The sequence below is a fragment of the Pseudoalteromonas sp. PS1M3 genome, assembly GCF_016865405.1.
GTDB classification, from domain to species: Bacteria; Pseudomonadota; Gammaproteobacteria; order Enterobacterales; family Alteromonadaceae; genus Pseudoalteromonas; species Pseudoalteromonas marina.
The window spans coordinates 1,141,014-1,166,466 of the sequence record NZ_AP022624.1; the positions used below are offsets into that span (position 1 = coordinate 1,141,014).

The 25,453-nt window shown below is 39.7% G+C and carries 23 protein-coding genes; 12 read left to right on the plus strand and 11 right to left on the minus strand.

The window, feature by feature from the left end; all coding sequences use genetic code 11:
• Positions 1-21: 21 nt before the first annotated feature.
• Positions 22-1,116, minus strand: a complete 1,095-nt coding sequence (locus tag PS1M3_RS05230; protein ID WP_203986621.1) for a FecR domain-containing protein — start codon at positions 1,114-1,116, stop codon at positions 22-24.
• Positions 1,109-1,681 (minus strand): RNA polymerase sigma factor, encoded by a 573-nt coding sequence (locus tag PS1M3_RS05235; protein WP_203986624.1) that lies wholly within the window; start codon positions 1,679-1,681, stop codon positions 1,109-1,111. The genes PS1M3_RS05230 and PS1M3_RS05235 overlap by 8 nt, the downstream gene beginning before the upstream one ends.
• Positions 1,682-2,035: 354 nt before the next feature.
• On the opposite strand from PS1M3_RS05235, the gene PS1M3_RS05240 reads away from it, so the two are divergent.
• From PS1M3_RS05240 to PS1M3_RS05255, 4 genes are all read left to right on the plus strand, one after another.
• On the plus strand, positions 2,036-5,329 hold the full coding sequence (locus tag PS1M3_RS05240) for a TonB-dependent receptor (protein WP_203986626.1): 3,294 nt from the start codon (positions 2,036-2,038) through the stop codon (positions 5,327-5,329).
• A 71-nt stretch (positions 5,330-5,400) separates the two neighbouring features.
• Positions 5,401-6,957, plus strand: a complete 1,557-nt coding sequence (locus PS1M3_RS05245; RefSeq protein WP_008129276.1) for a tryptophan halogenase family protein — start codon at positions 5,401-5,403, stop codon at positions 6,955-6,957.
• A gap of 38 nt (positions 6,958-6,995) precedes the next feature.
• A complete protein-coding gene (locus tag PS1M3_RS05250; protein WP_008129278.1) occupies positions 6,996-7,736 on the plus strand; it encodes a SapC family protein in 741 nt (246 codons plus the stop codon).
• Entirely contained in the window at positions 7,729-8,448 is a 720-nt protein-coding gene (locus PS1M3_RS05255; protein WP_008129280.1) for a DUF6445 family protein, read from the plus strand. Before PS1M3_RS05250 ends, PS1M3_RS05255 begins: the two co-directional genes overlap by 8 nt.
• Positions 8,449-8,455: 7 nt before the next feature.
• On the opposite strand, the gene PS1M3_RS05260 is transcribed toward PS1M3_RS05255, so the two are convergent.
• A complete protein-coding gene (locus PS1M3_RS05260; protein WP_008129281.1) occupies positions 8,456-8,950 on the minus strand; it encodes a dual specificity protein phosphatase family protein in 495 nt (164 codons plus the stop codon).
• 89 nt (positions 8,951-9,039) lie between these two features.
• On the opposite strand from PS1M3_RS05260, the gene PS1M3_RS05265 reads away from it, so the two are divergent.
• The 3 genes from PS1M3_RS05265 (at position 9,040) to PS1M3_RS05275 (ending at position 13,311) form a co-directional block, all read left to right on the plus strand.
• The gene (locus tag PS1M3_RS05265; protein WP_008129283.1) at positions 9,040-11,277 is read left to right on the plus strand and encodes an exonuclease domain-containing protein; all 2,238 of its coding nucleotides are present in this window, start codon (positions 9,040-9,042) and stop codon (positions 11,275-11,277) included.
• 136 nt (positions 11,278-11,413) lie between these two features.
• Positions 11,414-12,295: a hypothetical protein gene (locus PS1M3_RS05270; protein WP_008129285.1), complete on the plus strand. Its 882-nt coding sequence runs from the start codon at positions 11,414-11,416 to the stop codon at positions 12,293-12,295.
• Positions 12,296-12,357: 62 nt separating this feature from the next.
• Positions 12,358-13,311, plus strand: coding sequence for a hypothetical protein (locus PS1M3_RS05275; protein WP_008129287.1), 954 nt, complete (start codon positions 12,358-12,360; stop codon positions 13,309-13,311).
• On the opposite strand, the gene PS1M3_RS05280 is transcribed toward PS1M3_RS05275, so the two are convergent.
• Positions 13,295-14,641 carry a S8 family serine peptidase gene (locus PS1M3_RS05280; RefSeq protein WP_203986628.1) on the minus strand — a complete coding sequence of 449 codons (1,347 nt, stop codon included), beginning with the start codon at positions 14,639-14,641 and terminating at the stop codon, positions 13,295-13,297. The two genes, PS1M3_RS05275 and PS1M3_RS05280, sit on opposite strands and share 17 nt — an antisense overlap.
• 140 nt (positions 14,642-14,781) lie before the next feature.
• Between PS1M3_RS05280 and PS1M3_RS05285 the strand changes: the two genes are divergently transcribed.
• From PS1M3_RS05285 to PS1M3_RS05295, 3 genes are read left to right on the plus strand one after another with little or no spacing between them, the layout of a single operon-like run.
• Positions 14,782-15,273: an RNA polymerase sigma factor gene (locus PS1M3_RS05285; protein ID WP_008129292.1), complete on the plus strand. Its 492-nt coding sequence runs from the start codon at positions 14,782-14,784 to the stop codon at positions 15,271-15,273.
• The gene (locus tag PS1M3_RS05290) at positions 15,270-16,010 is read left to right on the plus strand and encodes an anti-sigma factor (RefSeq protein WP_008129295.1); all 741 of its coding nucleotides are present in this window, start codon (positions 15,270-15,272) and stop codon (positions 16,008-16,010) included. The genes PS1M3_RS05285 and PS1M3_RS05290 overlap by 4 nt, the downstream gene beginning before the upstream one ends.
• A gap of 25 nt (positions 16,011-16,035) precedes the next feature.
• The gene (locus tag PS1M3_RS05295) at positions 16,036-16,548 is read left to right on the plus strand and encodes a hypothetical protein (protein ID WP_008129297.1); all 513 of its coding nucleotides are present in this window, start codon (positions 16,036-16,038) and stop codon (positions 16,546-16,548) included.
• 32 nt (positions 16,549-16,580) lie between these two features.
• Here PS1M3_RS05295 and PS1M3_RS05300 read toward each other — a convergent pair whose 3' ends face one another.
• The gene (locus tag PS1M3_RS05300) at positions 16,581-17,465 is read right to left on the minus strand and encodes a DMT family transporter (RefSeq protein ID WP_008129299.1); all 885 of its coding nucleotides are present in this window, start codon (positions 17,463-17,465) and stop codon (positions 16,581-16,583) included.
• A 103-nt stretch (positions 17,466-17,568) separates the two neighbouring features.
• Here PS1M3_RS05300 and PS1M3_RS05305 point away from each other — a divergent pair, with 103 nt between their 5' ends.
• Positions 17,569-18,093: a sel1 repeat family protein gene (locus PS1M3_RS05305; protein ID WP_138740118.1), complete on the plus strand. Its 525-nt coding sequence runs from the start codon at positions 17,569-17,571 to the stop codon at positions 18,091-18,093.
• A 2-nt stretch (positions 18,094-18,095) separates the two neighbouring features.
• Here the strand turns inward: PS1M3_RS05305 and PS1M3_RS05310 are convergent, their stop codons facing one another.
• Genes PS1M3_RS05310 through dinG form a run of 6 tightly spaced genes read right to left on the minus strand, consistent with a single transcriptional unit; the run spans position 18,096 to position 22,936 of the window.
• On the minus strand, positions 18,096-18,248 hold the full coding sequence (locus tag PS1M3_RS05310; RefSeq protein WP_008129305.1) for a YbaM family protein: 153 nt from the start codon (positions 18,246-18,248) through the stop codon (positions 18,096-18,098).
• Positions 18,232-18,513, minus strand: a complete 282-nt coding sequence (locus tag PS1M3_RS05315; protein WP_006793580.1) for a late competence development ComFB family protein — start codon at positions 18,511-18,513, stop codon at positions 18,232-18,234. The genes PS1M3_RS05310 and PS1M3_RS05315 overlap by 17 nt, the downstream gene beginning before the upstream one ends.
• Positions 18,514-18,564: 51 nt before the next feature.
• Positions 18,565-19,464: a histone deacetylase gene (locus PS1M3_RS05320; RefSeq protein ID WP_138740119.1), complete on the minus strand. Its 900-nt coding sequence runs from the start codon at positions 19,462-19,464 to the stop codon at positions 18,565-18,567.
• A gap of 10 nt (positions 19,465-19,474) precedes the next feature.
• Positions 19,475-20,083 carry a primosomal replication protein gene (locus tag PS1M3_RS05325; RefSeq protein WP_008129307.1) on the minus strand — a complete coding sequence of 203 codons (609 nt, stop codon included), beginning with the start codon at positions 20,081-20,083 and terminating at the stop codon, positions 19,475-19,477.
• A gap of 1 nt (position 20,084) precedes the next feature.
• On the minus strand, positions 20,085-20,861 hold the full coding sequence (locus PS1M3_RS05330) for a TSUP family transporter (protein ID WP_138740120.1): 777 nt from the start codon (positions 20,859-20,861) through the stop codon (positions 20,085-20,087).
• Positions 20,861-22,936, minus strand: coding sequence for an ATP-dependent DNA helicase DinG (dinG, locus tag PS1M3_RS05335; protein ID WP_008129309.1), 2,076 nt, complete (start codon positions 22,934-22,936; stop codon positions 20,861-20,863). Before dinG ends, PS1M3_RS05330 begins: the two co-directional genes overlap by 1 nt.
• A gap of 60 nt (positions 22,937-22,996) precedes the next feature.
• On the opposite strand from dinG, the gene PS1M3_RS05340 reads away from it, so the two are divergent.
• The gene (locus PS1M3_RS05340) at positions 22,997-25,360 is read left to right on the plus strand and encodes a DNA polymerase II (RefSeq protein ID WP_203986630.1); all 2,364 of its coding nucleotides are present in this window, start codon (positions 22,997-22,999) and stop codon (positions 25,358-25,360) included.
• The last annotated feature ends 93 nt before the right edge of the window (positions 25,361-25,453 follow it).

Sequence of the window (25,453 nt, forward strand, 5' to 3'; positions counted from 1 at the left end):
GTTTTATTATTGTGTACTTTACTAAATTGAGACGTGTGGTGCAGCGTATTTTAGACGAATTTTATCAGGGCTAACTCTCTCATAATCAATATTAAAATTATTGTTTAATACTTCTAATAACCCTTTAATATCGCCCGTTTTAAACATGCCAGCTACTTGTACTTGTTTGAGACGGTCATCTTCTGAAAGCTCAAAATCTATATTTGTATAGCGGCCGATTTCAGCCATGGCTTCAGCAAGTGATTCACCTCTAAATATTAAGCTACCTTTGCGCCACGATAATCTTGCGGCTACATCCATAGGATCAACTTTTTCGACCGCTTTAGCAATTTTACCTTTAAAGCTTAAATCAAGTTTTTCTCCCTTTGACACCGAAGTTGAACTATTTGATAAATACTGTCCTTGTTTATTAGTCCCCAGGGAAAGGTTGGGTAACGATTCGGCTTTTTGCTCTGCAACAAGGACTTTGCCATCTGTCACAATGAGTTCTATTTGCTTTTGACCTACTTCTACATTAAATGCAGTACCAACAGCCTGAATAACTTTATCACCAGCGATAACACTTAAAGGACGCATTTTATCGTGAGCTACGTCTATATGAATTTCACCACGCAGTAAATTTATTACGCGAGAGTGTTGGGTATACCTCACTTGAACGAAGCTATTTGTGTTTAAGGTGATTTTGCTTTTATCAGAAAGCAGTATGTCCTTACTTTCACCTACGTCGGTTTGAAAATTAAGTTGTTTAGCAACCACTGCTGACTGATTAACTGGGTAAAAAAATGAAAAGTTAAATGCTTCTTGAAAAAGGCTAAGTGCAACCGCTAATAAAATAGAAGCAGCTGTTGCACTCAACCACATAGGGAGACGTTTTTGTTTTACTGGTGTTTGTGGAAATAGATCTGACAAACGACTGAGATCGTCCATTTTATCCCACAGCTTTGCTACCTCAAGTAACACTTCTACATTTTTATAAGATTGTGCTAACCATTGCTTTAGCGCTTGCTCTTCAGATTTAGTCAATCCACGTTCAAGTTTAGCCAGCCACTCACTGGCTTCATCAAGGCGCAAATCGTCGCTAGTGTTTCGCTCGTTTATGTGATGAATATTAGTCATTCCTACCTCCTGCATTTAGCTGGGAAGAAGTATTTGGTTGCTCATAAACACTTTTTTTAGATTGACGCATAAATTGCGTACAACGTTTCATGCCTGTTGCTATATGTTTTTCCACGGTACTTTCACTAATGTTTAATTGAGCAGCAATTTCTCGCTGCGAATAACCATACACTTTTTTTAATACAAACACTTTGCGGCATTGCACGGGTAAAAGCCGTATGGCTTCACAAAAATTAGAAAACTCACTATCGGTTAGTGCTTTTTCATACATTTCGTCTTGCTGATGCTCCGCTAAGAGTTGCTCTAACGCTTCCATGTTGTCGATCCCATCGACTAGGCGTATATTGGCTTGCTTTTGATAATCGAGCGCTAAATTTCGCGCCGTTTTATAAATAAAAGATTTTGGTGAGCTTATGTTTTCAGTGTTTTTAATCTGACAAATTCGCACATAAGTTTCTTGCACTATATCTTCAATTTCATGTGGCGGCACTATGCGTGCAACTACATTTGAGAGACTTTTGCGCGAGGCCAAATAGACCTTATAAAAAAGTGTGTCTTTCGTCATTTAGTGTGTGTCTCGTGTGTGTGTTTACGGCAATTATTGTTATTGTTTTGCCACTTCAAACTAAGACGAATGGTAAGAAAAAATCCGCCATTAAATTTAAAAAATAAATCAGCATTATATTTTATAAATTTAATGTTCATTAACCGCACGGGGCATAAAGCTTGTAATGTAAAGGCGAAGTGTACTACAGTTTTTTCATTACAAATACCTCACCAGGTACTGATTATTCATTTTAAAAACTTTAACTTTTTAATTAATAAGTAAAAAATGGCAATTTGGACTGTATTTTTAATCGTTTAAAAATACAAGTAAAAACGCTAACAATAAAAATAATCAAGGCAAAAACAAATTAGCATGGCAAGTCAAAAAAATAATTTATTTAAAAAAAATAAAAAATATTTATGGAGGAAAATAAAAAGTCACTCGTCTTTATTCAGTGTATGGCCAAAAACTATACACAAGGAATATGTGCATTTGCCGCTTTGTTTACCAATTTATGTGCTGGTTTTTAGCTTATTCACCACCGAGGTAAAAGCGAGCCCTGTAAACGATAAAGCAGTGTTTAATATTCCTAGACAAAGGGCCGATTTATCGCTAATAAATTTTGCCGAGCAAGCCGATATTACTTTGCTTTTTCCGCTGGATAAAATTCAGCAGTTACAAACAAATACTATTGCTGGCGAGTATTCAATAATAAACGCATTACAGATTTTACTCGATGGCACAGGGTTGCAACCGCATGTTAGCGAAGATGGGCAAATATCTATTTTAATAGACCCAAGTTTCGAGAGAACTGACAACATGGCTAAATATAAAAAAAATGGCGTGTCCAGTGCTGTACTAGCTGTACTAAGCACAATGGCAACGCTCCCTGCAGTGGCAGAGACAGCAGCACAAGAACCAGAAATAATTGAAGTACGCGGGATCAGAGGCTCGCTTGGCCGAGCTATGGATGCCAAAAGAGAAGCGGGCGGCGTGGTCGACTCCATTTCAGCAGAAGATATTGGTAAATTCCCTGACACAAATTTAGCTGAGTCTTTACAGCGAATTACGGGGGTTTCAATAGACCGTTCAGGCGGTGAAGGGCAGCTTATTACGGTGCGTGGTTTTGGCCCGCAGTTTAATACTGTGCTTGTAAATGGTCGCCAAATGGCCTCTGAAAATCAAAGCCGTGCGTTTAGCTTTGATACTATTGCATCAGAGCTAGTTAAAAGCTTAGATGTATTTAAAACCTCAACAGCCACTATGCAATCTGGTGGTATTGGCTCAACAGTAAATGTAAATACTGCGCGACCATTTGCGATTAGCGGTTTTAAAGTGGCAGGTAGCGTTAAGGGTATTTACGATGAAAATAGCGAAGAAACCACACCTGAAATTTCTGGATTAATTAGTAATACATTTAATGATGACACATTGGGTGTTTTGTTCGCTGTTTCTCGCCAAGAGCGCGAAACACGCTTAAACCAGGCGCAGGTAGACGGCTGGTTAGAAAACGTGGGCGTCCCAAACCCGCAAACTCAAAGCGGGCAAGCATACACCGGTAATATTTTTTCGCCGCGTAATTACGATCATAAAGTAACAACAGAAACACGTACACGTACCAATGCAAACTTAGTAATACAGTACGCACCTTCAGATGATTTAGTCATAACAGCTGATGGGCTTTATTCTGATTTCGATGTAGAAGCAGACACCACGTCATACGGGCATTGGTTTACAGCGCCAAACTTAGAAGGCTTTGGCGGCGCTGCAGGGCCAACTGTTGATGAAAATGGCACTGTGGTTGATTTATATCAAGAGGTAGGCCTTGCCACCGATATGCACGCTAAAAAGTTTGATCGTTTAACCAACTCTAGCGCATTAGGTTTAAACTTTGATTGGCATGTAAACGATAACTTAAATATGAAGTTTGATTTAAGCCACTCAAAAGCTGAGCGTGAGGCTAATAATGGTGGCGGGGATCAGTTATCGTTGATTGGCTATGCTAATCGAGTTCGATTTGAAGTGGATGGCGGTATTTTACCTTATGCGAGTGAGTTTGCCTCTGCTAACCCTAACATTTATAGCGGCCAGCAAGAGCTGGACGGTGTTGCTTATAACCCTGCAGTTACACCTGATGGCGTATCAAACTATTTAGATACAGCCAATAGCCGAGCACATGTAATGCTACGCCGTGGTTGGGCTGTAGAAGATACCGTGGATCAGTTTCGTTGGGATAGCATTTGGCATAACGATGGTAGCTCAGGCCTAGTTTCGGTCAAGTTTGGTGCTATGTATTCAACTGAAACTAAAAACCTTGATCGTTGGGATAACGAAGGTGTTGGTATTCACTGTACTTTTTGTGGTTACCCAGATGACCCAAGTATGGATGGTTTAGCGCAATTTGTATTTGACGCAGGAGATGACTTTTTATCTGATGTGAGCGGCAGCGGTCGTATGCCAACGTCATGGCTTGCACATGATGGTGAGGCAAACTTTGCGTACCTTGAGCAAATAGCTGCAGCGAATGGTCAACCTATTAGTTTTGATGCAGTTAAACGTAATAAGTCGTTTGAGATAACTGAAGATACGTTCTCGTTTTATACTGAGTTTGATTTTGAAGCTGAGCTTGCAGGCATGCCTTTATACGCAACAGCGGGCTTTAGATACGAAAGCACTGATGTAAACGTAAAGGGGACCGATGAGCCGGTTAGTGCGTTAACCATTCTAGATAAAACAGAAATGCTCGCTAACTTTGGCGCTGTAGAAAATATCTCAGCAAGTTCAGATTACGAAGCGATTTTACCTAACTTTAGTGTAAAGCTTGAAATAAACGATGAGCTAATAGCACGTGCTGCGGTATCACAAACAATTACACGGCCAACGCTCGATAGTATGTCGCCTGTAACAGTTATTGAAACAACTCGTCAAGGCGGCAATTTAACATCAAGCTCTGGTAACCCAGCGCTTGAGCCATTTACCTCTGATAACTTAGATTTATCGTTGGAGTGGTATTACGCTGATGCCAGTTATTTATCTGCGGGTTACTTTAGAAAAAATGTTGCTAACTTCATTATTAATACGACCGAAGACTTAACTTTTGAATTGTCTGGCGGCGGATTGTTAACTGACCCCTCTACAGGTAACGATGTAGACAACCCTGATGCTGCCGACTCGACGGCTGTATTCACTAATACATTGCCCAATAATAGCGAATCGGCGATTGTTGATGGCTGGGAAGTCGCCTTACAACATAGTTTTGATAGTGGCTTTGGATTTATGGTTAATGCAACATTTGTAGACAGCGATGCAGAGTTAGACTCTGCAGATATAACTCAAGTTTTTGCATTAACAGGCTTAAGCGACTCTTATAATGTGGTTGGCTTTTATGAGAATGGACCATTTCAAGCGCGTTTAGCCTATAACTGGCGCGATAGCTTTGTACAGTCACTTACACAGCTAAATGGTGATGGTGTGACAATTGTGGAAGATTACGCACAACTTGATGCTAGCGGCAGCTATGACATTACCGAAAATGTATCGGTATTTTTTGAAGGTATTAACTTAACCGAAGAATACGTGCACAAGCGTGGTCGTTTTTCTAATCAATTATTGTTGGTTGAAGATAGCGGACGACGTTTTGCGTTAGGTATTCGCGGTAGTTTTTAACTTTAATTAATAAAGTGGCTTTTACATTTAGTAATAGCCACTTTTTAACTATGCCTTTATAGGTAACAAGTATGAACCAGCAAAATAAAAAAATAAAAACAGTGGTTGTCGTTGGTGGTGGTATAGCGGGCTGGCTAACAGCCGGACGATTAGCGGCGCACCACAAAAGTAATACCCCGGATGGCCTTAATGTTGTTCTCGTTGAGTCTCCAAATGTACCAATTATAGGTGTTGGGGAAGGTACTTGGCCTACCATGCGCAGTACATTAATAGCACTTGGTATTAGCGAAACTGATTTTATACGCGAGTGTGAAGCAAGCTTTAAGCAAGGAGCAAAATTTGCCAAGTGGGTGGATGGCTCCGAGGATGATTTTTATTATCACCCATTAGTTTTGCCACAGGGCTTTTCAAAAACAGATATGGCTGGCCACTGGTTAAATAACGCCGCTGAGTCAACGTCTTTTTCAAACGCAGTGTGTTACCAAGAAGCTATTTGTGAGCAAGGACTTGCCCCTAAAACTATTCGCACACCAGAATACGCAGCTATAGCCAACTATGCCTACCACTTAGACTCTGCAAAATTTGCCATTTTTTTACAAAAACATTGCACGCAGGAACTTGGTGTTAAACATATTTTGGCTGATGTAACACAGGTTAATAGTGCTAAAAATGGCGATATTGCAAGCGTTACCACAAAGCAACAAGGTGAAATTAGCGGTGATTTATTTGTTGATTGCACCGGCTTTTCTTCATTGTTATTAGGCGAGCATTATGAGGTTCCTTTTAAGCCGTGCGATGACGTGCTATTTATTGATACCGCCTTAGCAGTGCAAGTCCCTTATGATAATGAAGATGAGTGTATTGCATCCCACACAATCTCAACAGCGCAAGAAGCAGGTTGGATATGGGATATAGGATTACAGCACCGCCGTGGTGTAGGTTATGTGTATTCGAGTAAATATAGTAGCGAAGCTCAAGCACGAGAAAATCTCAAAGCGTATGTTGGCGATAAAATAGAGTCGTTAACAATTAGAAAAATCCCTATTAAAAGCGGCCACCGCTCACACTTTTGGCAGAACAACTGTGTTGCGGTTGGGCTTTCAGCTGGTTTTTTAGAGCCGCTTGAAGCCTCTGCATTGGTATTAGTAGAAATGTCAGCGCAAATGATAAGCGAACAACTCCCCCAGACCCGCGATATTATGGATATTACCGCCAAACGCTTTAACGAGACATTTACCTATAGGTGGGAAAAAATAATCGACTTTTTAAAACTGCATTATATTTTATCAAACCGTGACGATAACGCATTTTGGCGTGATAACAGAGACCCAAAAACGATTCCTCAAAGCTTACAAGATCTAATGAAGTTGTGGCAATACCGCGCTCCTGCTGATCACGACTTTACAAGTAATAATGAGGTGTTTCCAGCGGCCAGTTATCAATATGTTTTATACGGCATGGGCTTTAAAAGTGATTACAGCACAACTGCCTATATGCTTAAAGACACTGTTTTCGCTAAAAGTCAGTTTGATAAAAATAAGAGTATGATAAATCAAGCAGTCACTAACTTACCTAGTAACCGAGAGCTGCTTAATAAAATTAAGCACCATGGTTTTAGTGTTATCTAGCTTAAAAAATTACACATAAAAACAATAAAGAGACACGCATGGAAAATTTAGTCGCATTAGAGCAAAGTGCTCATCAGCATATAAAAATAGATACACAAAAAGCACAATCACACGCTAAAAATCTTAATATGATCCCCGTAGTTATGGTGGAGCTTAGCCAAATTGCCGTTCAGCAGCCTATAGTTTTTGCAAAAAACTCAGAAACAGGCGAGTTTACACTCAATGCTTTATTAGGCTTTGAGCAACATGAGAACTTGTTTTATCAGCAATCACAGTGGCAGGGCGTATATTTACCGCTTCAGTTACAGCGTCAGCCATTTTTTGTTGGTGATACGCATTCGCAGCAGACGCAATACCCTGTGTGTATTAATTTAAACAGCCCTGCAGTAGTTGATAACTCTGCGCAAAGCGAAAATAATTTAGAACCAATTTATACCCAAAGCGCAGAAGAAAGTGGCTATTTTAAACAAATAAAGCAGTGTTTAGGGCATTTACTACAAGGCGAAATAGACAATAAAAAGTTAATTGATGCGTTGTTAAAGTATGAACTACTACAGCCATTATCGCTTGAAGTAACGTTTGAAAATAACAAAAAAACAAAGTTAAACGGCCTATACACTATTAATCAAGAAAAGCTCTCACAACTTAATAGTGATCAAATTACGCTTTTACATCAAAGTGCTTTATTACCTGCCATTTATACAGTAATAACCTCACTTGGTCAGATATACCCATTAATAGAGCGTAAAAATGCGGTGCTTAATTTAGCCGATGATTGATTTTACACTTAACAAAAATATGGTGTTACACATACACACTGTTGGGGAAGAGCAAACCCCAATAATTGTTATTGATGATTTTGTTAATAATGTAGATGCGCTAATTAATTTTGCTGTGTTTTCTCAAAACGCCAGAGAAACATTTTGCGCACAAGAAAGTGACTTTTACCCAGGAGTAAGAAAAGCAGCACCGCTTAGTTATATAGAGCAGCTAAAAGCACTGTCGCCAATTATTAATTCACACTTTAATATGGCAGATAAAAGCGAGTTTGATGTAATACTTTCTGCCTTTTCAATTGCATGCACAGAGCCTGATAAACTCAGGCCAATACAGATGCTTCCCCATTTTGACACACCTAATATGAACCAACTTGCTATGGTGCATTTTTTATGTGATGAAACACATGGGGGTACTTCATTTTACAAACATAAAGCCCTGGGGTATGAACGCATAACAAAAGAGCGACTTATGCCATTTAGGCAAGCTATAAAGCAACAAGCCATGGCGCAAAGGCTTCACAAAAACCCACATTATATAAATGGCAGTACAGCTTTGTTTGAGCAAATTTTCAGTGTAGAGGCAAAGTTAAACCGGGTTGTTATATATCCAAGCAACTTATTGCATTCCGGGAATATAAATGCAGCTAACGGTTATGCCTGCGATCCAATTAATGGGCGTTTAACTATTAGTAGCTTTGCTGTTTTACGTTAGTTTTTCATTACCCGCTAAAATTCTCAAAGTACTCTTTTTGCAGCTCTATAGTCAGTGCTTTAGGGCGAATACCTTGTACTAAGCTGTACACTTCATCCTTTGTGTAACCTGCTGAATTTAAAATAAGCGCAGCAACCAACCCTGTGCGGCCAGTGCCGCCTTTGCAATGTATGGCAATGGTTTGTTTTTGCTGTATGGCTTGTAGTATGTCTGTTTTGTGGGTGTTCCAGCTTGATGTAAAAGGCTGTCTGGGTGCTTCGTCGTCATTTATAGGTAAATGAAACCAGGTTATATCGTGCTTTTTGCACTCACTATTAATTGTTTGTACGTTGTTTTTTTCAAGCTCCTTTTGCGGCATAAGCGAAAGTAGCATGTGAGTGCCAGCGGCTTTTAATGTAGCTATTGAATCCGCTAGGTTTTGCGTTTTTGTACCAGGGCAAGGCGTAAAAATAATATTTGCGCCGTTATTGAGTGATAAAACATCGTATGGGTGCGCGCTCATGGTAAGTCCTTTATTTTTAATAAATTTACTTTTATACACTCACTATAGCGTGTTTTAGTTACAAGTTTAAGATTGAATAATAAGCACAAATGCTAGATACTGTTTTTATATACAGTTGTGGCGATGTTATGAAAAAAGAATTACCAGCAAAATACTATTTAGCGCATTTTAGAGAGCTTATTGAGTTTGTAACAAGTAAATGTATGCATTTACTTGAGCCCAAGCACAGCCAATTTATTAGTAAAATTAACCAGCTTGATGAGCAAAGCCAATGCATGTTGGCGCGTGTGTATTCGCGCAAACCTTATTTAGTGCAGGCGCAATCGCTCAATTATGAAGAAATAATCTCGCCGCATCAGGCTATTTGTACGCTAAAAACAGCGGGTATTTTATATGAGCCAAACGCACAGCATTACAAGCAGCTTATAGCGCATTTAACCAAGCCCATGCTGATGGAGTTACTCAGTAATTACAGTGAGCAAGTAAGCTTTAAGAAAAGCGCAGCTAAAGGGGAGTTGGTCACTATTGCGTGTCAGTTTTTTAGTGTTCACGCAGATGATTTAGCCCCTTTATATAGCCAATATGTGATAAATAACCGTGAAGATTATTACGAGTATTTTGAGTTTTTATTTGCAGGGCGCTTAAGTAGTGGCGATGTAAACCATCAAAACCGCTTTGTTATGCGCGATTTAGGGTTAACCGCTACCCGCGAAGGGCACAGCGAGAGCTTATCGCGCTTTAATACACTCGCTGAGGCGCAATCTAATTACGTTTTAAATCGTTACCGTTTAGCGTTTAAAAACATCGGCAAAACAGCCGGTAATACAAAAGATGAAACCTTTGATGACAAAACCCCTTACACCGAGCTTGCGCATTTAGTTTTAGCGCAACCGGCGCATGGCGCACAAGCGCACGACATTAAAAACAAACTGCTGGTTAGGCTGTATAAACAACTTAAAAATACCTATAGCGAACTTGCTTTTAGCCTACTTGAAGGCTGCACCGATTACGCCGAAGCACAAGAAATTCAAATAAGAGAGCAATACCGCCTAGGTAATAAAGCGTGGGTAAAAGCGCAGCTAGAGCAAATTATAGAAAACCCGCTCACCGACGATTTACTGTATTTTGCTGATGACTTTTTAATGCGTAAGTTTAATAAACAAACGCGTTCGCGCTTAAGTACTATGCTGGCCGACACCCAGTGTGTGCTTGAAATTGACGAAATTTACCGAGGCGATGTAGAGCAAGGCGTAAATGAGCATTACAGTGCAAAAGGGTTAACGGTTTTTAATACCGAAAACACCTTATGGCAAAGCTTGTTTGGCTTAGTATTTTGGCACGAGTTATTTATTGAATCGCCTTACCCGCCGTGTAATGAATTTGATATTTACCCGCAAGTTTTACAGCTTGGTAATTTTTATGATGCACAAAGCACGCAAATTAACGCACGTTTAAAAAACTGTAGCACTAATCAGGCGCTGCTTAATTTGGTATGTAAGCATGCCACACAGTATTTTGAGCAGCCCAATGGTTTATTTAGATGGCGCAGCAATTTATTAGAGCCACTAGAAGCACTTGTTTTAAACAGTCCGCTTGAAGCGTTAATTGCGCATTTAACGGCTATGAGTAAACACTATTTACAGCTAAAAGACGGTTACCCCGATTTAATGGTTATTAATAATGGCCAAGTACATTTTGAAGAGGTTAAAGCCCCAGGCGATAAGCTTAGGCGCAACCAACTTACCACTATTGATAATTTAAAAAATGTAGGCTTTACGGTACATATTGCCGCAGTTAAATGGTTTGTAGACCCTAATCGTGTTTACAGCGTGGTTGATATAGAAACCACGGGCAGCTTAAAAGGTGGTAACCGCATTACCGAAATTGGCGTAGTTAAAGTGCAGCACGGTAAAGTGATTGATACCTGGACGACTCTTATTAATCCGCAGCGCCATATCCCAAGCTTTATTACTAAATTGACCGGCATAAGCGATGGCATGGTTTACAACGCGCCTGTATTTGCCGATATAGCACAGCCACTACTAGATAAACTTGCAGGCAGTATTTTTGTAGCCCATAACGTAAACTTTGATTACGGTTTTATAAAAAAAGAATGCGAGGTTGCAGGGCACTTTTTTAAAATGCCAAAAATGTGCACCGTGGTTGAATCGCGCAGAGCGTTTAAAGGCTTAAAGTCGTATTCGCTTGGTAACCTTAGCGCGCATTTTAATTTAAATTTAACCAGCCATCACCGCGCATTGGCCGATGCTACCGCCACTGCCGAGCTGTTATTGCTGATCCAAAACAGTGAAACGCTAACGCAGTAAACGAGTAATTTATATTTAAGGGTATGAAACTTAAGTAATTAAGTAACGTTATTATAATTTATTATTTATTTTTGGAATAAAGTGTTTTTGTAAATCGTCTTCTTTATGTCAATCCGACAAACTAGAGGACAAAACAATGACTAAATTAAATAAAATTGTAAGCGTAATGATGTTAAGCGGTGTGTGTACTTTTACAGGTGCAGTGCATGCCGCTGATATTGAACTATCTCAGTCAACGTCGGCGCAGCAACAATCATCTTCATCTATTACGCTTTCACAAAATGGTTTAACAGCCAGTGGTAGCAACGAGTCAAACGTATCTAACGATACACAAGTAACGGCTGATGACTCGCAAAACACAGATTCAACGGCTAGTGACACGCAAACTCCAGCGCAAGAAAGCAGCGAGGCCGCAGAGCCTGCAAATTCATTAGTTGCATCTGCCAGCTCATCTTTAAATAATGCATTAAATGCATCGGCCTCGTCTTTAAATACCACAAGCATTACCACAATCAATACAGCGCTTGATGCAACAGCGCAGTTAACCTCATCGGCGAGTAATTTAACAACCGCTGTGAGCCAGTCGTCATTACTTTCTGTTACCTCTGAGCAAGGCGCTCAGCCAGACACTACCGACGCAGCAGCCGATGCCTCTTTACTTTCAAATGTGGGCAGCGCTACCGATTCAGTTACACAAGCTGATGCAACTAATGCGCTTAATGCGGGTGAGCTTACAAACCAATTAGCAATTACTAATACGGCTGCAAACTCAGTGAGTTCTGCACTGCAAATGGGTGATGCAATTAATACCAGTAATGAAGTAGTAAGCAATGTTCAGCAATCTTTAATTGCCAGTGTGCAAGACAGTACGGTTAGTAGTTTACAAAGCACAGTACAACAAAGTGTTAGCGGGCAGGTGAGTGCAGCGGTTACTGATCAAGTTAGTAACGATGTAGCACTCAGCACCGCAAGTGAAGTAGTAACCAACATTACTAACGATTTAGACCTAGGCCTTTAATACGCCAAGTGCTTGCACAAATGCCGAATGGGGAAACCTATTCGGCCTGTTGGAGAATAAATATGAAAGCAGTTATAACCGCCACATTGTGTGTTTTTAGTGCCAAAGCGGTGCTTGCACAAACTAACCACATTAAAACAGCTGAGCAAAATAAGCCCTTTAAAAGTAGCTTTGAGCTAAATGCAGATGCAGAAGTTGGAGTATTAAGTAACTCGGCGCTGTCTGTTCAGGAGCTTGACGATATTTCGTCGCAAAGCGACAGCGGCATAAAAACCGCAGCCGGTGTTAATGCAAAATGGCAAGTAACCAAAAGCACTAAATTAACCTCAAGCTATAAGTTTGAACAACAAGACTACGATGAGTTTGATCAATACGATTTAGACCTGCATCAATACGGTTTAGATGGCAGTTATAGCTTTAATAGCCATGAGCTAGGGGTTCGTTACGATGGTGCAAAAGCAAATGTAGATGGCGAACCATTTTTACATTTTAACCAAGCCAGCGCCTACTATGGCCATTTTTTAAACCCGCATACGTATTTGCGTATGAGTGTAAAAACCAAAGCTAAACGTTTTGCTACTGCAAAAGCACGTAATGCCGACGGCGTAGGCGGCGATGTAGCGCTTTATCATTTTATAAATAATGGCCAAACCATGCTAATGGCAGCGCTAAGTGCCGATAAAGAAAACGCCGACGACAACCAATACGACTTTAACGGCTACGGTTTTACTACTAAAGTTACGCACAAATTTACGGCCTTTAATGTAGCGAATAAAGTGGGCGCAGGCTGGCGTTATCAAAATAAAGATTACGATGAGCAAACAACGGATGATTTTTTTGAGCAAATACCGTCGCGAGATGAGCACCGAAATGTCGTTAATGCGTTTTATAACCTAGCTTTATTTGAGCACGTAACATTAATAGCCGAGGCTGAATATGGCGATTATCAATCAAAGCTTAGTAGCAATACCTATACGCAATCGGTTTTATCGGCGTCAGTTAAAGTGCATTTTTAGGTGGGTAAATGGCACCATAACCAAAGGTGGTGTCTTTGCCATGCTCGCCTAAATCGACGGCAAGCGATGTAAGCTCGTTAAGAGCTTTGGTTTTATTATTACCATGCTTTAACAATAAACAACTTAATGCCGCGCTTACATGCGGCGCCGCCATTGACGTACCCGACTCCCTCCCAAATTTTCCACTGCCTTGGCTTGTAACAACATTTACACCAAGAGCTGCAAAGTCTATGTAATCGCCTTTATTTGACCATCTATAAATTTGGTTTTGTGAATCAATAGCATTTACCGCTATCACGCTTTTATACGCACCTGGGTATAACGGCTGCGACGCCGGCCCTTGGTTACCTGCAGCAGCTACAATCAACACGTTTTGTTTTATTGCTGCAGTAATACTTGCTTCTAAAACTGCGTTATTTGGCCCTGTTAGGCTCATATTAATTACGGGTATTTTATTACTTACTAACCAGTTAAGTGCTTCTACTATGGCAAATAATGTAGCCCCTTGTGCATATTCAGATTGCCTATAAAACACCTCGGCACTGTAAAGCTTGGCACTGCCTAAAAGCGGGCTAAGTTTTGCGCCTTTACCTGTAATTAGCCCTGCAATGGCGGTGCCGTGTAAATTTGGCGAGCTTAACCCTTGTGGTAAAAAGCTTTGCGTAGTGATATTTGCGCCTTCAAAAGCACTGTGTTTGGTATTAATGGCGCTGTCGATCATGCCAATTTTTACGCTTTGTGTGCAGTAAGGGGCAATAGAGTTATTTGGTGTTACTTTTGCGGTAGGCTCTCCAGTTTGCGCTTGGTATATGTGGTTTCGGTCAAGTATTGCAGACTCATCTAAGTTAAGCGCTTTTAATAACTCACTTTTAGAATTAACACCTTGGGGCACGTTAAAGCGCACTAAGCTCATGTTAAGTGCGTTGTAATTTTTTACCGATACAATAGTAACATTTTGCTGCTGTAGGGTATTAAGTTGTTGGCTATTTGCCATTAATAACCATTGGCGCTCTATTGCTCTAAAGCCGTTTTCTAGCTCTACTTCAACAAATGCGGTGTTTTGACTATTTATATTAATGTTAAGCACATTAGGTAAGCTGCTAATTGGCTCACTTATTTGCGCTTTTAGTTCATCAATCGATATTTGCGGAACAGGCACCGGAAGCGGCAGGCGCTGTGCTCGCTCTATAGTTTGTTCAATACGCTGCTCTATTGGGTTTAGCTGCCCAAGCACCTGATCGACTCTTACTATGTTGGCTGAACTCGTTGCGCTAAATATACAAAGCGAAGCGGCTATTATGTGTTTAACGCGTGTGTTTATAATATTCATAGTGGGTTACTTCTATTAAATTTATCATGCTGGTTAGTTAACGTTTAACACATAAAAATATTTCATTATTTAAATTATTTTGATTATTTGGGAATAAATGCTTTTTTGAATCGTCTTCTTTATAAAAGGGGTAAAAATTAATGAACGAAACTATAAAAATCTTATTGCCCATGCTTAGGCGTTTTGCCTATTCGCTAACGGGTAGTAAAGCAGATGCAGACGATGTAGTGCAAATAACAATTGAAAAACTATTAGTAAAAGGCATTCCGGATGACGTTGAGCCTGCTAAATGGGCATTTAAAATTTGCCGTAATGTGTGGATAGACGAATACCGCTCACGCAAGGTAAGGCAAAATACGGCTCAGGCCGATATTTTACCAGAGCCAATTACAAGCAATGAACACCAAACACTCGAAAACAAACAAATGCTTAAAAATGTAAATACAGCACTTGGGCAATTACCAGAAGAGCAACGCGCCATAGTATCGCTGGTGGCAGTGCAGGGCATGGCTTATAAAGAGGTAGCACATACGCTAGATATACCTATAGGCAGTGTAATGAGTAAATTATCGCGCGCACGCAGTACACTTTATAATTTAATAAAACCCGACTTTAAAAAGGAGCAAGTATGAACATTAACGACGAAACACTTAGCGCCTTTTTAGACTCAGAACTAAGCGAGCACGAAATGGAACAAGTGCGCAAAGCCCTTGAAACCGATGATGAGCTAGTAATGCGACTTGCAGAATTTAGCGAAGTAGACATGTTAGTAAAAGAGCACGCAACAAGTATTGACGACGCACCACTTAGTGACTCATTAGCTAAAACGGTTGCAAAGCTTGATACAGCAACGACAAAAAACACGTTAAACAGTAATGTAGTAACGTTAACGCTTTGGCAAAAGGTTAAGCAATCGGCTAATAAAAGTATAGCAATAGCAGCAAGCGTAGCTGTGGTATTTGGTATTGCAATGACGAGCTATTTACAACCCAGTGAGGCGCAAAACTTAGTAGCCAGCAATACAGCTTCAGCCCTTAATACGCAGCTAAGTAGTGGTGTGTTTGAGCAAAGTGATGGCTCAGTATTTAGCGCACAGCTAAGTTTTAAAAATCAGCAAGGTGAGCTTTGTAGGCAGTATGCACTAAGCTCAAATAATACAACGCAAACAAGCATTGCTTGTAAAACGCAAAGCGGTTGGCAAATTAAAGCGCAAACAGCTACGCAGCAAAGTAACAATGGCGCGCAATATCAAACGGCGTCTAATAACAGTGACTTAGATGCTGTTATAGATAGCATGATCAGCGGCGCACCACTCGATAGAGCACAAGAGCAGCAAGCAATTAGCGCAAAGTGGCAGTTAAACAAATAATAATGTGTATAAAACGAGGTGAACTATGAAAACATCTATTTTAATTATCAGTATTTTACTTATGGCGGGCTGTGCATCTAAACCTGATTATCGCGCCGCAAATAATGGATCGCAAGGTTATAGCGAGCAAAAAATTAGCGACGATCAATACCGAGTAGAGTTTAAAAGTGTGTCAAACAACGTAGCCGATGCCGGTGACTATGCATTATTACGCGCGGCTGAGCTTACACAAGCACAAGGCTACGACTGGTTTGTTGTAACCAACAAAGAAACCTTTGTTGAGTTTAAATCGCAAGCTCCCGCGTCATCTATTAGTGCATCACAAAGCCAGCAATATGAGCGAAGCTGCGGTTTATTAACCTGCGAAACACGCGTACGTCCGACAAGCAGCGTAGGCGTACAAGTGAGCAACAATGATAAACGCAAAGAAGTGCACACCTTAATTGATATTAAAATGGGCAAAGGTATAAAGCCAAGCGACAACAGTTTTAGCGCCCAAGACTTAATTGAAAACTTAAGCAAAAAAGCACAAAAGTAAGCTTTTTTGGTAAAAGTGCTTGATATAAGCACTTAGCTTGTTTTAGCTAAGTGCTTTTTTCGTGGTAAAAATCCAGTAACCAGCATAGTGCCCACAATAACAAATAAAGCGCCTAGTAACGTGTTTGGCCCAATTTGTTCGTCTAAAATTAAATGTCCCCAAAAAATGCCAAATAGCGGAATTAAAAACGTGACCGTTAAAGCTGAGGTTGGGCCTATATCTTCAATAAGTTTAAAAAATAAAATATAAGCAAGCGCTGTACACACTACGCCAAGGGCTAAAACGCCAAGCATAACGTTGGTGGTTGGTACTTCACGCATTGGCATAAAAAGTATAAGGGGCAGTACCATAAAACTTGCTGCCCACATTGAGCCGTGTGCGTTATCAAACGGTGCAAGCTTTGGCGCATTTTTTGTGTAATGGGATGCAATGGCATAACAAAATGAAGCGCTTAGCGCTGCTACAATAGCAATAAGTGACTGAGTATTTAGTATAAGATGGTTTTGCCCAACTAAAATTGCCACACCTACTAAACCCAACAGCAAGCCTAAAACCATACTCTTAGTTGGCTTGGTTTTACTCCAGATAATACCCACAACTGCGCCCCAAATAGGCGTTGTAGAATTTAAAATAGATAACGTAGATGCGCTGATAGTTTGCGCGGCATAAGCAAAAAGTAAAAAAGGCAGGGCGGAGTTAAGAGCGCCAATTATAAAAAAGTGCTTTTTGTGTTTAGTAAACGCCAAGCGACGTTTTAAATACAGCGCAACTATAAATAGTGTGAGTGCCGCAAAGCCTACTCTAAATTCTATTAAGACTGCGGGCCCTAAACTAGTGGCGGCCATGCGCATAAATAAAAATGACGCGCCCCAAATTGCAGCTAGGAAAAATAATCGAAGTAAACTTGCTAAGCCCATGATAATATTTTAATTATACGAATAGAGTTATAGAATAACAGGCTTTACGAAGAGTGTAAGCCAGATTCGGTACTCGCATATTAAAAATAATAAAGGATTAGTTATGGTTAGGTGTTTACTGGCTACAGTAATTTTGGCTGTGAGTTTATTGAGTGGGTGTGGGTCGACCCCAGTTACTTTATACAGCGATAATACAATGAAGAAAAAAGAATACAACGGTATTAAAGCCTATAAAAATGGGCTGTACGAGCAAGCTTTTAATGATTTAAAAGAGCCTGCAACACTTGGGTATAAAAGCGCACAATACACCCTAGCGTTTATGTTTTTAAAAGGTCAATATTTGGATCAATCAACCAAACTTGGCATGGGGTGGTTAGGTGTAGCTGCAGAAGCTGGCGTTGAAAATTGGTCATATCAATATGATACTTTCTATGCCGCTGCAACATTAGAAGAGAAGCAGCAAATAGATGCAATTGTTGCGCTCTACATTAAGCAGTTTGGTGTTAAAGCTCAAAACATGACTTGCCGAAGGTCAACATCAGCTAGAAGAACATTTGGCGAAATTAAAATTGATTGCACTAAACGTGACGGAGCGGTCACTGTGTATGAAGTAGACACAGTTGAATAAAGCTAGTTGTTAACTAGCTTCTTTTCAAAGTCACTTTTTACTATATCGAGCGCTTTTAAGACTTCTTCAGGCTCTACGTTGTGTTGTTCCAGTATCATAATTAAATCAACAGCGAGCTTAATATGCGTTGGCGCTTCCTCAAGAGGGTTGGTCATTTAAATTTTTCTTTTTAGATATTTGACTAATAGCCACATCAATAGCGGTTTGAACACGTTCTTCCATGTGTATGCGTTCAGCTTGTGGTAAATAAAACGCCATATCTACGTCGTAACGAATGTAACGAGGTGGCAGTTGGTTTAACACGGTACAGCAAAAGTCGGCCATAACGTCGTCGTCATATTTTTCGTCTAGTTTTCGTTTTATGATTTCTTCAACAACAATTTTTTCGTAATAGTTATGTATATCGTCGTGTAATCGCATGTTCCTACCGCTTTGTTATGTTCCATTTAAGTAAGTCTATACTAAGGATTGTTATAAATCGATAGCCGCTTTAAATAGTTGTTTATGCACATTGATTAAGCTGTCTAAATTACGTTGGTAACCGCCGCCTAAACCACACATAAGGGGAATGTTATGTTGCTTACAAAAATCAAGAACAAAAAGGTCTCGTTCATAAACACCTGTAATAGATACATTTAATAAACCTAGCTCATCTTTTGTGTAAATGTCTGCGCCCGCGTTGTACAGAATAATATCTGGCTGATGGATACTTACGCACAGCGCAAGTGCGTGTTGTAATGTGTCGATATACTCATCGTCGCCAGATTTAGCAGGTAAAGAAAAGTCGTAATCAGATTGCTGTTTTAAACGCGGAAAGTTTTGCTCGCAATGAATTGAGCAAGTAATGATATTTTTATGGCTTTGCTGATTAATAATCTGCGCTGTGCCGTCGCCTTGGTGCACGTCGCAATCAAAAATCAGCACAGTTTTGACTTTATGAGTATTTAATAAGTGTGTGGCCGCTATGGCTAAATCGTTAAATATACAAAAACCACTGCCGTAATCGCTATAGGCATGGTGATAACCACCGCTTAAATTGCAGGTTAGTCCGCTTTTTAAAGCCTCTTCTGCTGCTTGAATACTCCCACCGACAGACAGCAATGTTCGTTCAACTAATTGAGCCGAATAAGGAAAGCCCATCTTTTTTATCGCTTTATCAGATAAGTTCCCAGTTAAAAAATTATTAATATATTGCTCGCTATGACATAAGGCTAATTGCGAGGGGCGTGCCTTGGCGGGCTGCTTGAATGCGGTTGGTAAAAAGCCTAAATGTTCTATTTCGGTTTTAAGCCGTTGATATTTTTGAATTGGAAAGCGGTGCTTTTCGGGCAAAGGCAAATTTGAATAAAGAGGGTGGTAGTATAGCTGCATGGACAAAGCCCTAACGGAGTTGCTGTTTTTCTACTTGTTGTATTTTATCTTCAGTGGCTGAAATGGCTTTTCTGCATCGACCTAGACGTGCGTGAGTACTTAATATTTCAAGGTTAAGCTTTTGAGCTTTTGCTGGGGATGCATTTTCCATTTGCATTTTACGCTCTTCTATCATCAGCATTAAGCGGCGTTCAAACTCATGGTTTTGTTTTAACTCGTCGTAAAGTTCATGAGAAGACTGCATCACTTTTTTTACAGCTTGCTTATAAACAGCTTGTTTTGGGCGAGGTTTATAGCGGCTTTTATTTTCTTTTTCCCAAATTGGTGTTGATTTAATGACATTAAATACGGCCTGAACTTGCGACGCAATACGTTCTAACGCATAGGTATAAGCATGGCGGTGATCGCTTGGTGGTAAGCTTGCTACTTCTTCTTCTATTTCGTTTACGTAATCAACCAGGTTCATGCTTTTAGTTTGAAAAACAGCGCGGTCAAATAGGCTAGGCTGTGCTTGCATATAACGGTTTTTAGCAAACAATTTAGCTCTGTCAAATTGCTCAGCTTGTTGCTTAAGCGAAGTAACTTGCTGTTGTAGTTTTTCTAATGCATTTACTTGCATGCTAAAAGTAAGCCTCGTAAATGAGTTTTAATGCTAAAAGTATAACCATGGTATTAAAAACAGGGCGTATAAATTTACTACCAAACCTAATTGCAGAGTGCGCACCAAACCAGGCTCCTAACATAATAAAAAGGCCCATTGTTATGCCAAGCAAAAAGTTTACATGGCCTAAAGCTACAAAGGTTATAAGAGAAATAAAGTTAGACACAAAGTTCATAGAGCGGGCTAAACCGCAATTAAGAAGCAAGTTCATTTTATAAAGCATGCCGTTAGACGCGGTCCAAAATGTGCCGGTGCCTGGGCCTGCTAATCCATCAAAAAAACCGAGTGCTAGGCCTTGGACCCACTGCTTTACTTTCATTGCATTGTTGAGTTTTGGTAACTCATCACCTTGTGTGGTGCTCAAATTTCCAAATAAGCTATAGCAGGCAACAATAATAATAATAATTGGTAGCAGCTTATTTAAAAAGTCGATGCTTAAATAATCAACAATAACCGTACCAAGTAGCGCGCCTATTGCGGTTGCAATAATTGATGCCAACCAAAATTTGGGGCTAAAAAGGTTTTTTTTGTAATAGGTAAAACTTGCTGTTAACGAACCAAAGCTCGCAGCGAGTTTATTAGTACCTAATGTTAGGTGCGGTGGTAAACCGGCCGTAAGTAATGCGGGCACGGTTAACATGCCACCGCCACCGGCTATTGCATCTATAAAGCCTGCTGCCAATGCAACAGCACATAAAATTGCCCAAGTTGTCGGGTCGAGTGCGAGTTCAAACATTAATAGTCTATTTGTCTTTTAAATGGTGGTAGGGTGTCGAGCATGGCTTTACCGTAGCGCTTGGTTACTAAACGCCTATCAAGAATAGTAATACAGCCTTCGTCACTCTCTTTTCGCAGCAGTCTACCACAGCTTTGTACCAATTTCTTAGCAGCATCTGGGACTGTAATTGTTAAAAACGGATTACCGCCTTTGCTTTGCACAAATTCTGCTTGCGCTTCTTCTATTGGAGAGGTAGGCACAGCAAAAGGGATTTTTGTGATAATGAGGTTCTCTAAATATTTACCAGGTAAATCAAGACCTTCTGAAAGGCTTTGCGTACCAAATAAAATACTACCTTTACCACTATCAATATTTTGGCTGTGTTTTTTTAGCAGTGCTTCTCTCGACATCTCACCTTGTACTAATAAGTTAAAACCTTTTGTTCTAAGAAACTTTGCTACATGGTCCATTTGCCAGTACGAGGCAAACAAGACTAAGTTTGCCTTTTTAGTGCTTAAATACTCTGGCAAAGTGGTTGCTAAGTGATCGCTAAAGTCTTTATCGGTAGGTTCAACTTTAGACACAGGGATGCGTAATGTTGCCTGTTTTGGGTAATCAAAGGGCGAGGGAACCTTTATAAATTTAACGCCTTCCTCTTTTGCTAAACCACTTTCATAAGCAAAATGGTCAAACGAACCAAGTGCACTTAATGTGGCAGAACATAAAACAGCGCCGGCGCACTCGTTCCAAAGTTTGTCTTTTAGGTAGTAGCCTACTTCAATGGGGCAGTCGCTTAAAAGGTGGTCATGATGACTTTTATATTCAAGGCGCTTTATCCAACGTGCGTGGGGTATGCCTTCTCCTTTGTTGGCATAACTAAACCATAATTTATTTAGTTGTTCTAAACGATTAATGTAGTGACCGCTTTCAGCAAGAATAGGATCGGCAATATAAGGTTTTATGTCGCCGTCGCTCACATCTTGTGTAAGGGTGTCGTGCATTTTATTTAAACAACGCAGTGCATCTTGTGTGGCTTCGCTTATATCTTTTGCTTTGCTGTGTAGCGATTTGGGTATTTCACCATGTTCGAAACGGTATGTGTCGTCTTTTGAATATTCAAAGTCAGCATTATCAAGAATATCTCTCACTACTTTTAGGTCTTTATTTGCATCGTTTATACTATCGCAAAGCTTAAAGTTTTGACCTATGGCTCTTTGTCCTACTAGCACTTTTGCCATTTTTCCACTGAATTTAGTGAGCTTATCGAGCCATTCTATTGTGCCTTTAATGGTTGCTGCAGCAGACGAAAAATCGCGTGTTATATGGGCTAAATGGTGTGCTTCATCAATTACATAAATAGTGTTGTCTGGCTCGGGTAAAATTTTACCACCGCCTAAGTCTAAATCAGCCAGTAGCAAAGAGTGATTAATAACCAGCACATCCATTTGCATGAGTTGTTGGCGAGCTAATTGAAATGGGCAAGTCAAATGCGCTTTCATTTGGCGCTGACAAGCATGCTTGTCACAAGCAATTAAATTCCAAACTCTGTCGGGAATTGTATCTGCCCAGCTATCTCTATCGCCTTGCCATTTTTTATTTACGTAAGCATCGTATAGCCCTTGCAAGCACTTGCTTTCCATATCACTTAGTGGAGAGGTAAGCGTTGGCATAAAGTCCATTTGAGTTTGGCTATCACCATTAACAGCATTATGTAGTTTATGGGCGCAAATATAGCGGTGGCGCCCTTTAACTAAATCAAACTTAAAGTCGAGCCCAGAATGTGTTTTAAAAAAAGGCAGTTCTTTTGCAATTAATTGCTCTTGCAATGCCACGGTAGCCGTAGAAATTACTAGCTTCTTTTTTTGTGCCAATGCTAAAGGCAAGGCCCCCAAACAATAAGCAAGTGATTTACCGGTACCTGTGCCAGCTTCTATGACGCAAATTCGTTGTTTTTTGTGATACTCACCAGCCAATGTTTTTGCAATTTCTGCAACAAGGTAATTTTGACTGCTGCGCGGCCTATAATCATTCAGGTTTTTAGCCACATGCTGATGCACTTGCCTAATAGTTTTTTTTAGAGAGTCAGAAAGCATGGAATGATTTGCCTAAAGTATGTATATAATTACAGTGTGTATATTAAGTGGGATCGTGCATTGACACAAGCAATCTATCAGGGCTTTATTTTATCAAGGCAACAATATTCGTCTAAACATAGTGAGGGGATCACACTATGCTATTGGCTTGCATCCGATCACGGCCCAATTAAAGTTGTTATTGAAAATCAGCAAGCTGTGTTTTTTATCTCACAAGATCAACAGCAACATGCCCAGCAGTTATTAGATAAAGCACGTATAAGTGTTAATTTTAAAACAATTGAAATGAGTCACTTTAACGGCAAAGCCTGTGTTGCCTGCTATTTTAATAATACCAGCAGTATTTATAAGGCACGAACATTATTTGAAAACACCATAACTGTTTACGAGGGTGATATTCGCCACAGCGATCGCTTTTTAATGGAGCGCTTTATTAGAGGTGGTGTTTGGGTTACTGGAGATGTTAGTCAAAAAAATGGCTTTTTACTTATACAAAACGCAAAGTTGAAAGCAAATACAGATTACACGCCCAAGCTTAAGTCGCTGTCATTAGATATTGAATGTGATGGGGAAGGCGTGCTGTTTTCAATTGGTCTTGTTGGTAATGGACTTGACTGCGTTTTAATGATTGGTGAACCACACAATCATAGTGAACAAATCAACATTGACTGGTGTTTGGATGAGCTTGAGTTACTTACAAAATTACATACTTATTTAAGTAGTAATGATCCCGATATTATTATTGGGTGGAATGTAATAGAGTTTGATTTTACAGTACTTAATGCCCGTGCTGAAGCGCTTGGAATTTCCCTTAAATTGGGCAGAGATAACCAACCAATTAATATCAATACGGGGCACTATACACGCCTTACGTTGCCAGGGAGATGTGTTGTTGATGGAATTGACACTTTAAAAAATGCGACTTACCACTTCGATAATTACTCTTTAGGGAACATTGCCGAAAAAGTATTAGGTGAAGCCAAGCTAATTCAATCAGACAACCGGTTAGGCGAAATTATTCGCCAATTTAATGAGGATAAACTGACTCTAGCGGCTTACAACCGCCAAGACTGTATCTTAGTTAATCGTATTTTTACTAAATTAAACTTATATGAATTTGCTATTGTTCGCACACAGCTAACAGGTCTAGAGCTTGAACGAATGGGCGGCTCTGTAGCTGCTTTTACTAATTTGTATTTACCCTTGCTGCACCGCAGTGGTTATGTAGCCCCTAATTTAGGCGACCATGGTTTGTCTTTTGACAGCCCTGGTGGCTACGTGATGGACTCATTGCCTGGGCTTTATAAAAATATTCTGGTTTTAGATTTTAAAAGTTTATACCCCTCTATTATGCGCACTTTTTGTATTGACCCTCTAGGATTAATAAAAGGGTTAAATGCCCCTAATGATGCAATACATGGCTTTAATAATGCGGTGTTTTCTCGTAGTGAGCATCATTTACCAAAGCTAATTGAATACTTAACTAAAACCCGTCAAAACGCCAAAGACACCAACCAACCAATGTTATCGCAAGCAATTAAAATTATTATGAACAGCTTATATGGTGTACTTGGATCTAAGGGGTGTCGATTTTATGATCCTCGTTTATCAAGTTCTATTACGCTGCGCGGCCATGAAATTATGCAAACGACGCGTAAATGGATGGAGGAGCTTGGGTACAGTGTTATTTATGGTGATACAGACTCAATTTTTGTAAAAGTGGATGAGAGCTTAACTGCCCAATGCTGCAATAAAATTGGTAATGAATTGATGACTCATATTAATCATCAGTGGGAGCGGCATATAGCGAAGCATTTTAATTTAAAAAGCTATTTAGAAATTGAATTTGAAACCCATTACAGTCCCTTTTTTATGCCTACAATTCGCGATAAAAAAACGGGCTCTAAAAAACGTTACGTTGGTAAAATAGTAAAAGGTGATGAATCTAAAATCGTCTTTAAAGGTATGGAAACCGTGAGAAGTGATTGGACTGAATTTGCCCAAGAGTTTCAAAAAGAGCTATTTGAGGCTTTGTTTGATTCACAGTTTGAAATTGCCCAACTTGACGAAATAGTAAAAGATTATACTAAGCGACTTTTTGCCGGTGAGTTTGATCAAAAACTTGTTTACAAAAAACGCCTTGGTAGAAATTTAAACGATTACGAAAAAAATATTCCACCACATGTACAAGCGGTAAAAAAACACAAGGCAGAACATCCTGACTTTGAAGTAAGGCGCGGGCAAATTATAGAGTATGTTTATGCGATGTCAGGGGCTGAAATTTTTAATGGAAAAAATGTACTTAATTATCAGCTATATTTGCAGCGCCAATTAACGCCAATTTCTAATTCAATTATTGACTCCATAATATCAAGTTCAGAAGAAAAACCTATCAATGGACAGCTTTCACTTATCAACTTTTAGGTTAATAAGTGGCCAGTTATCACGTAAAAGTTAAAATTAATAAACATTTAAATCGAAATTTTTGCATTTCATATTGAATAATTAATAAAAACG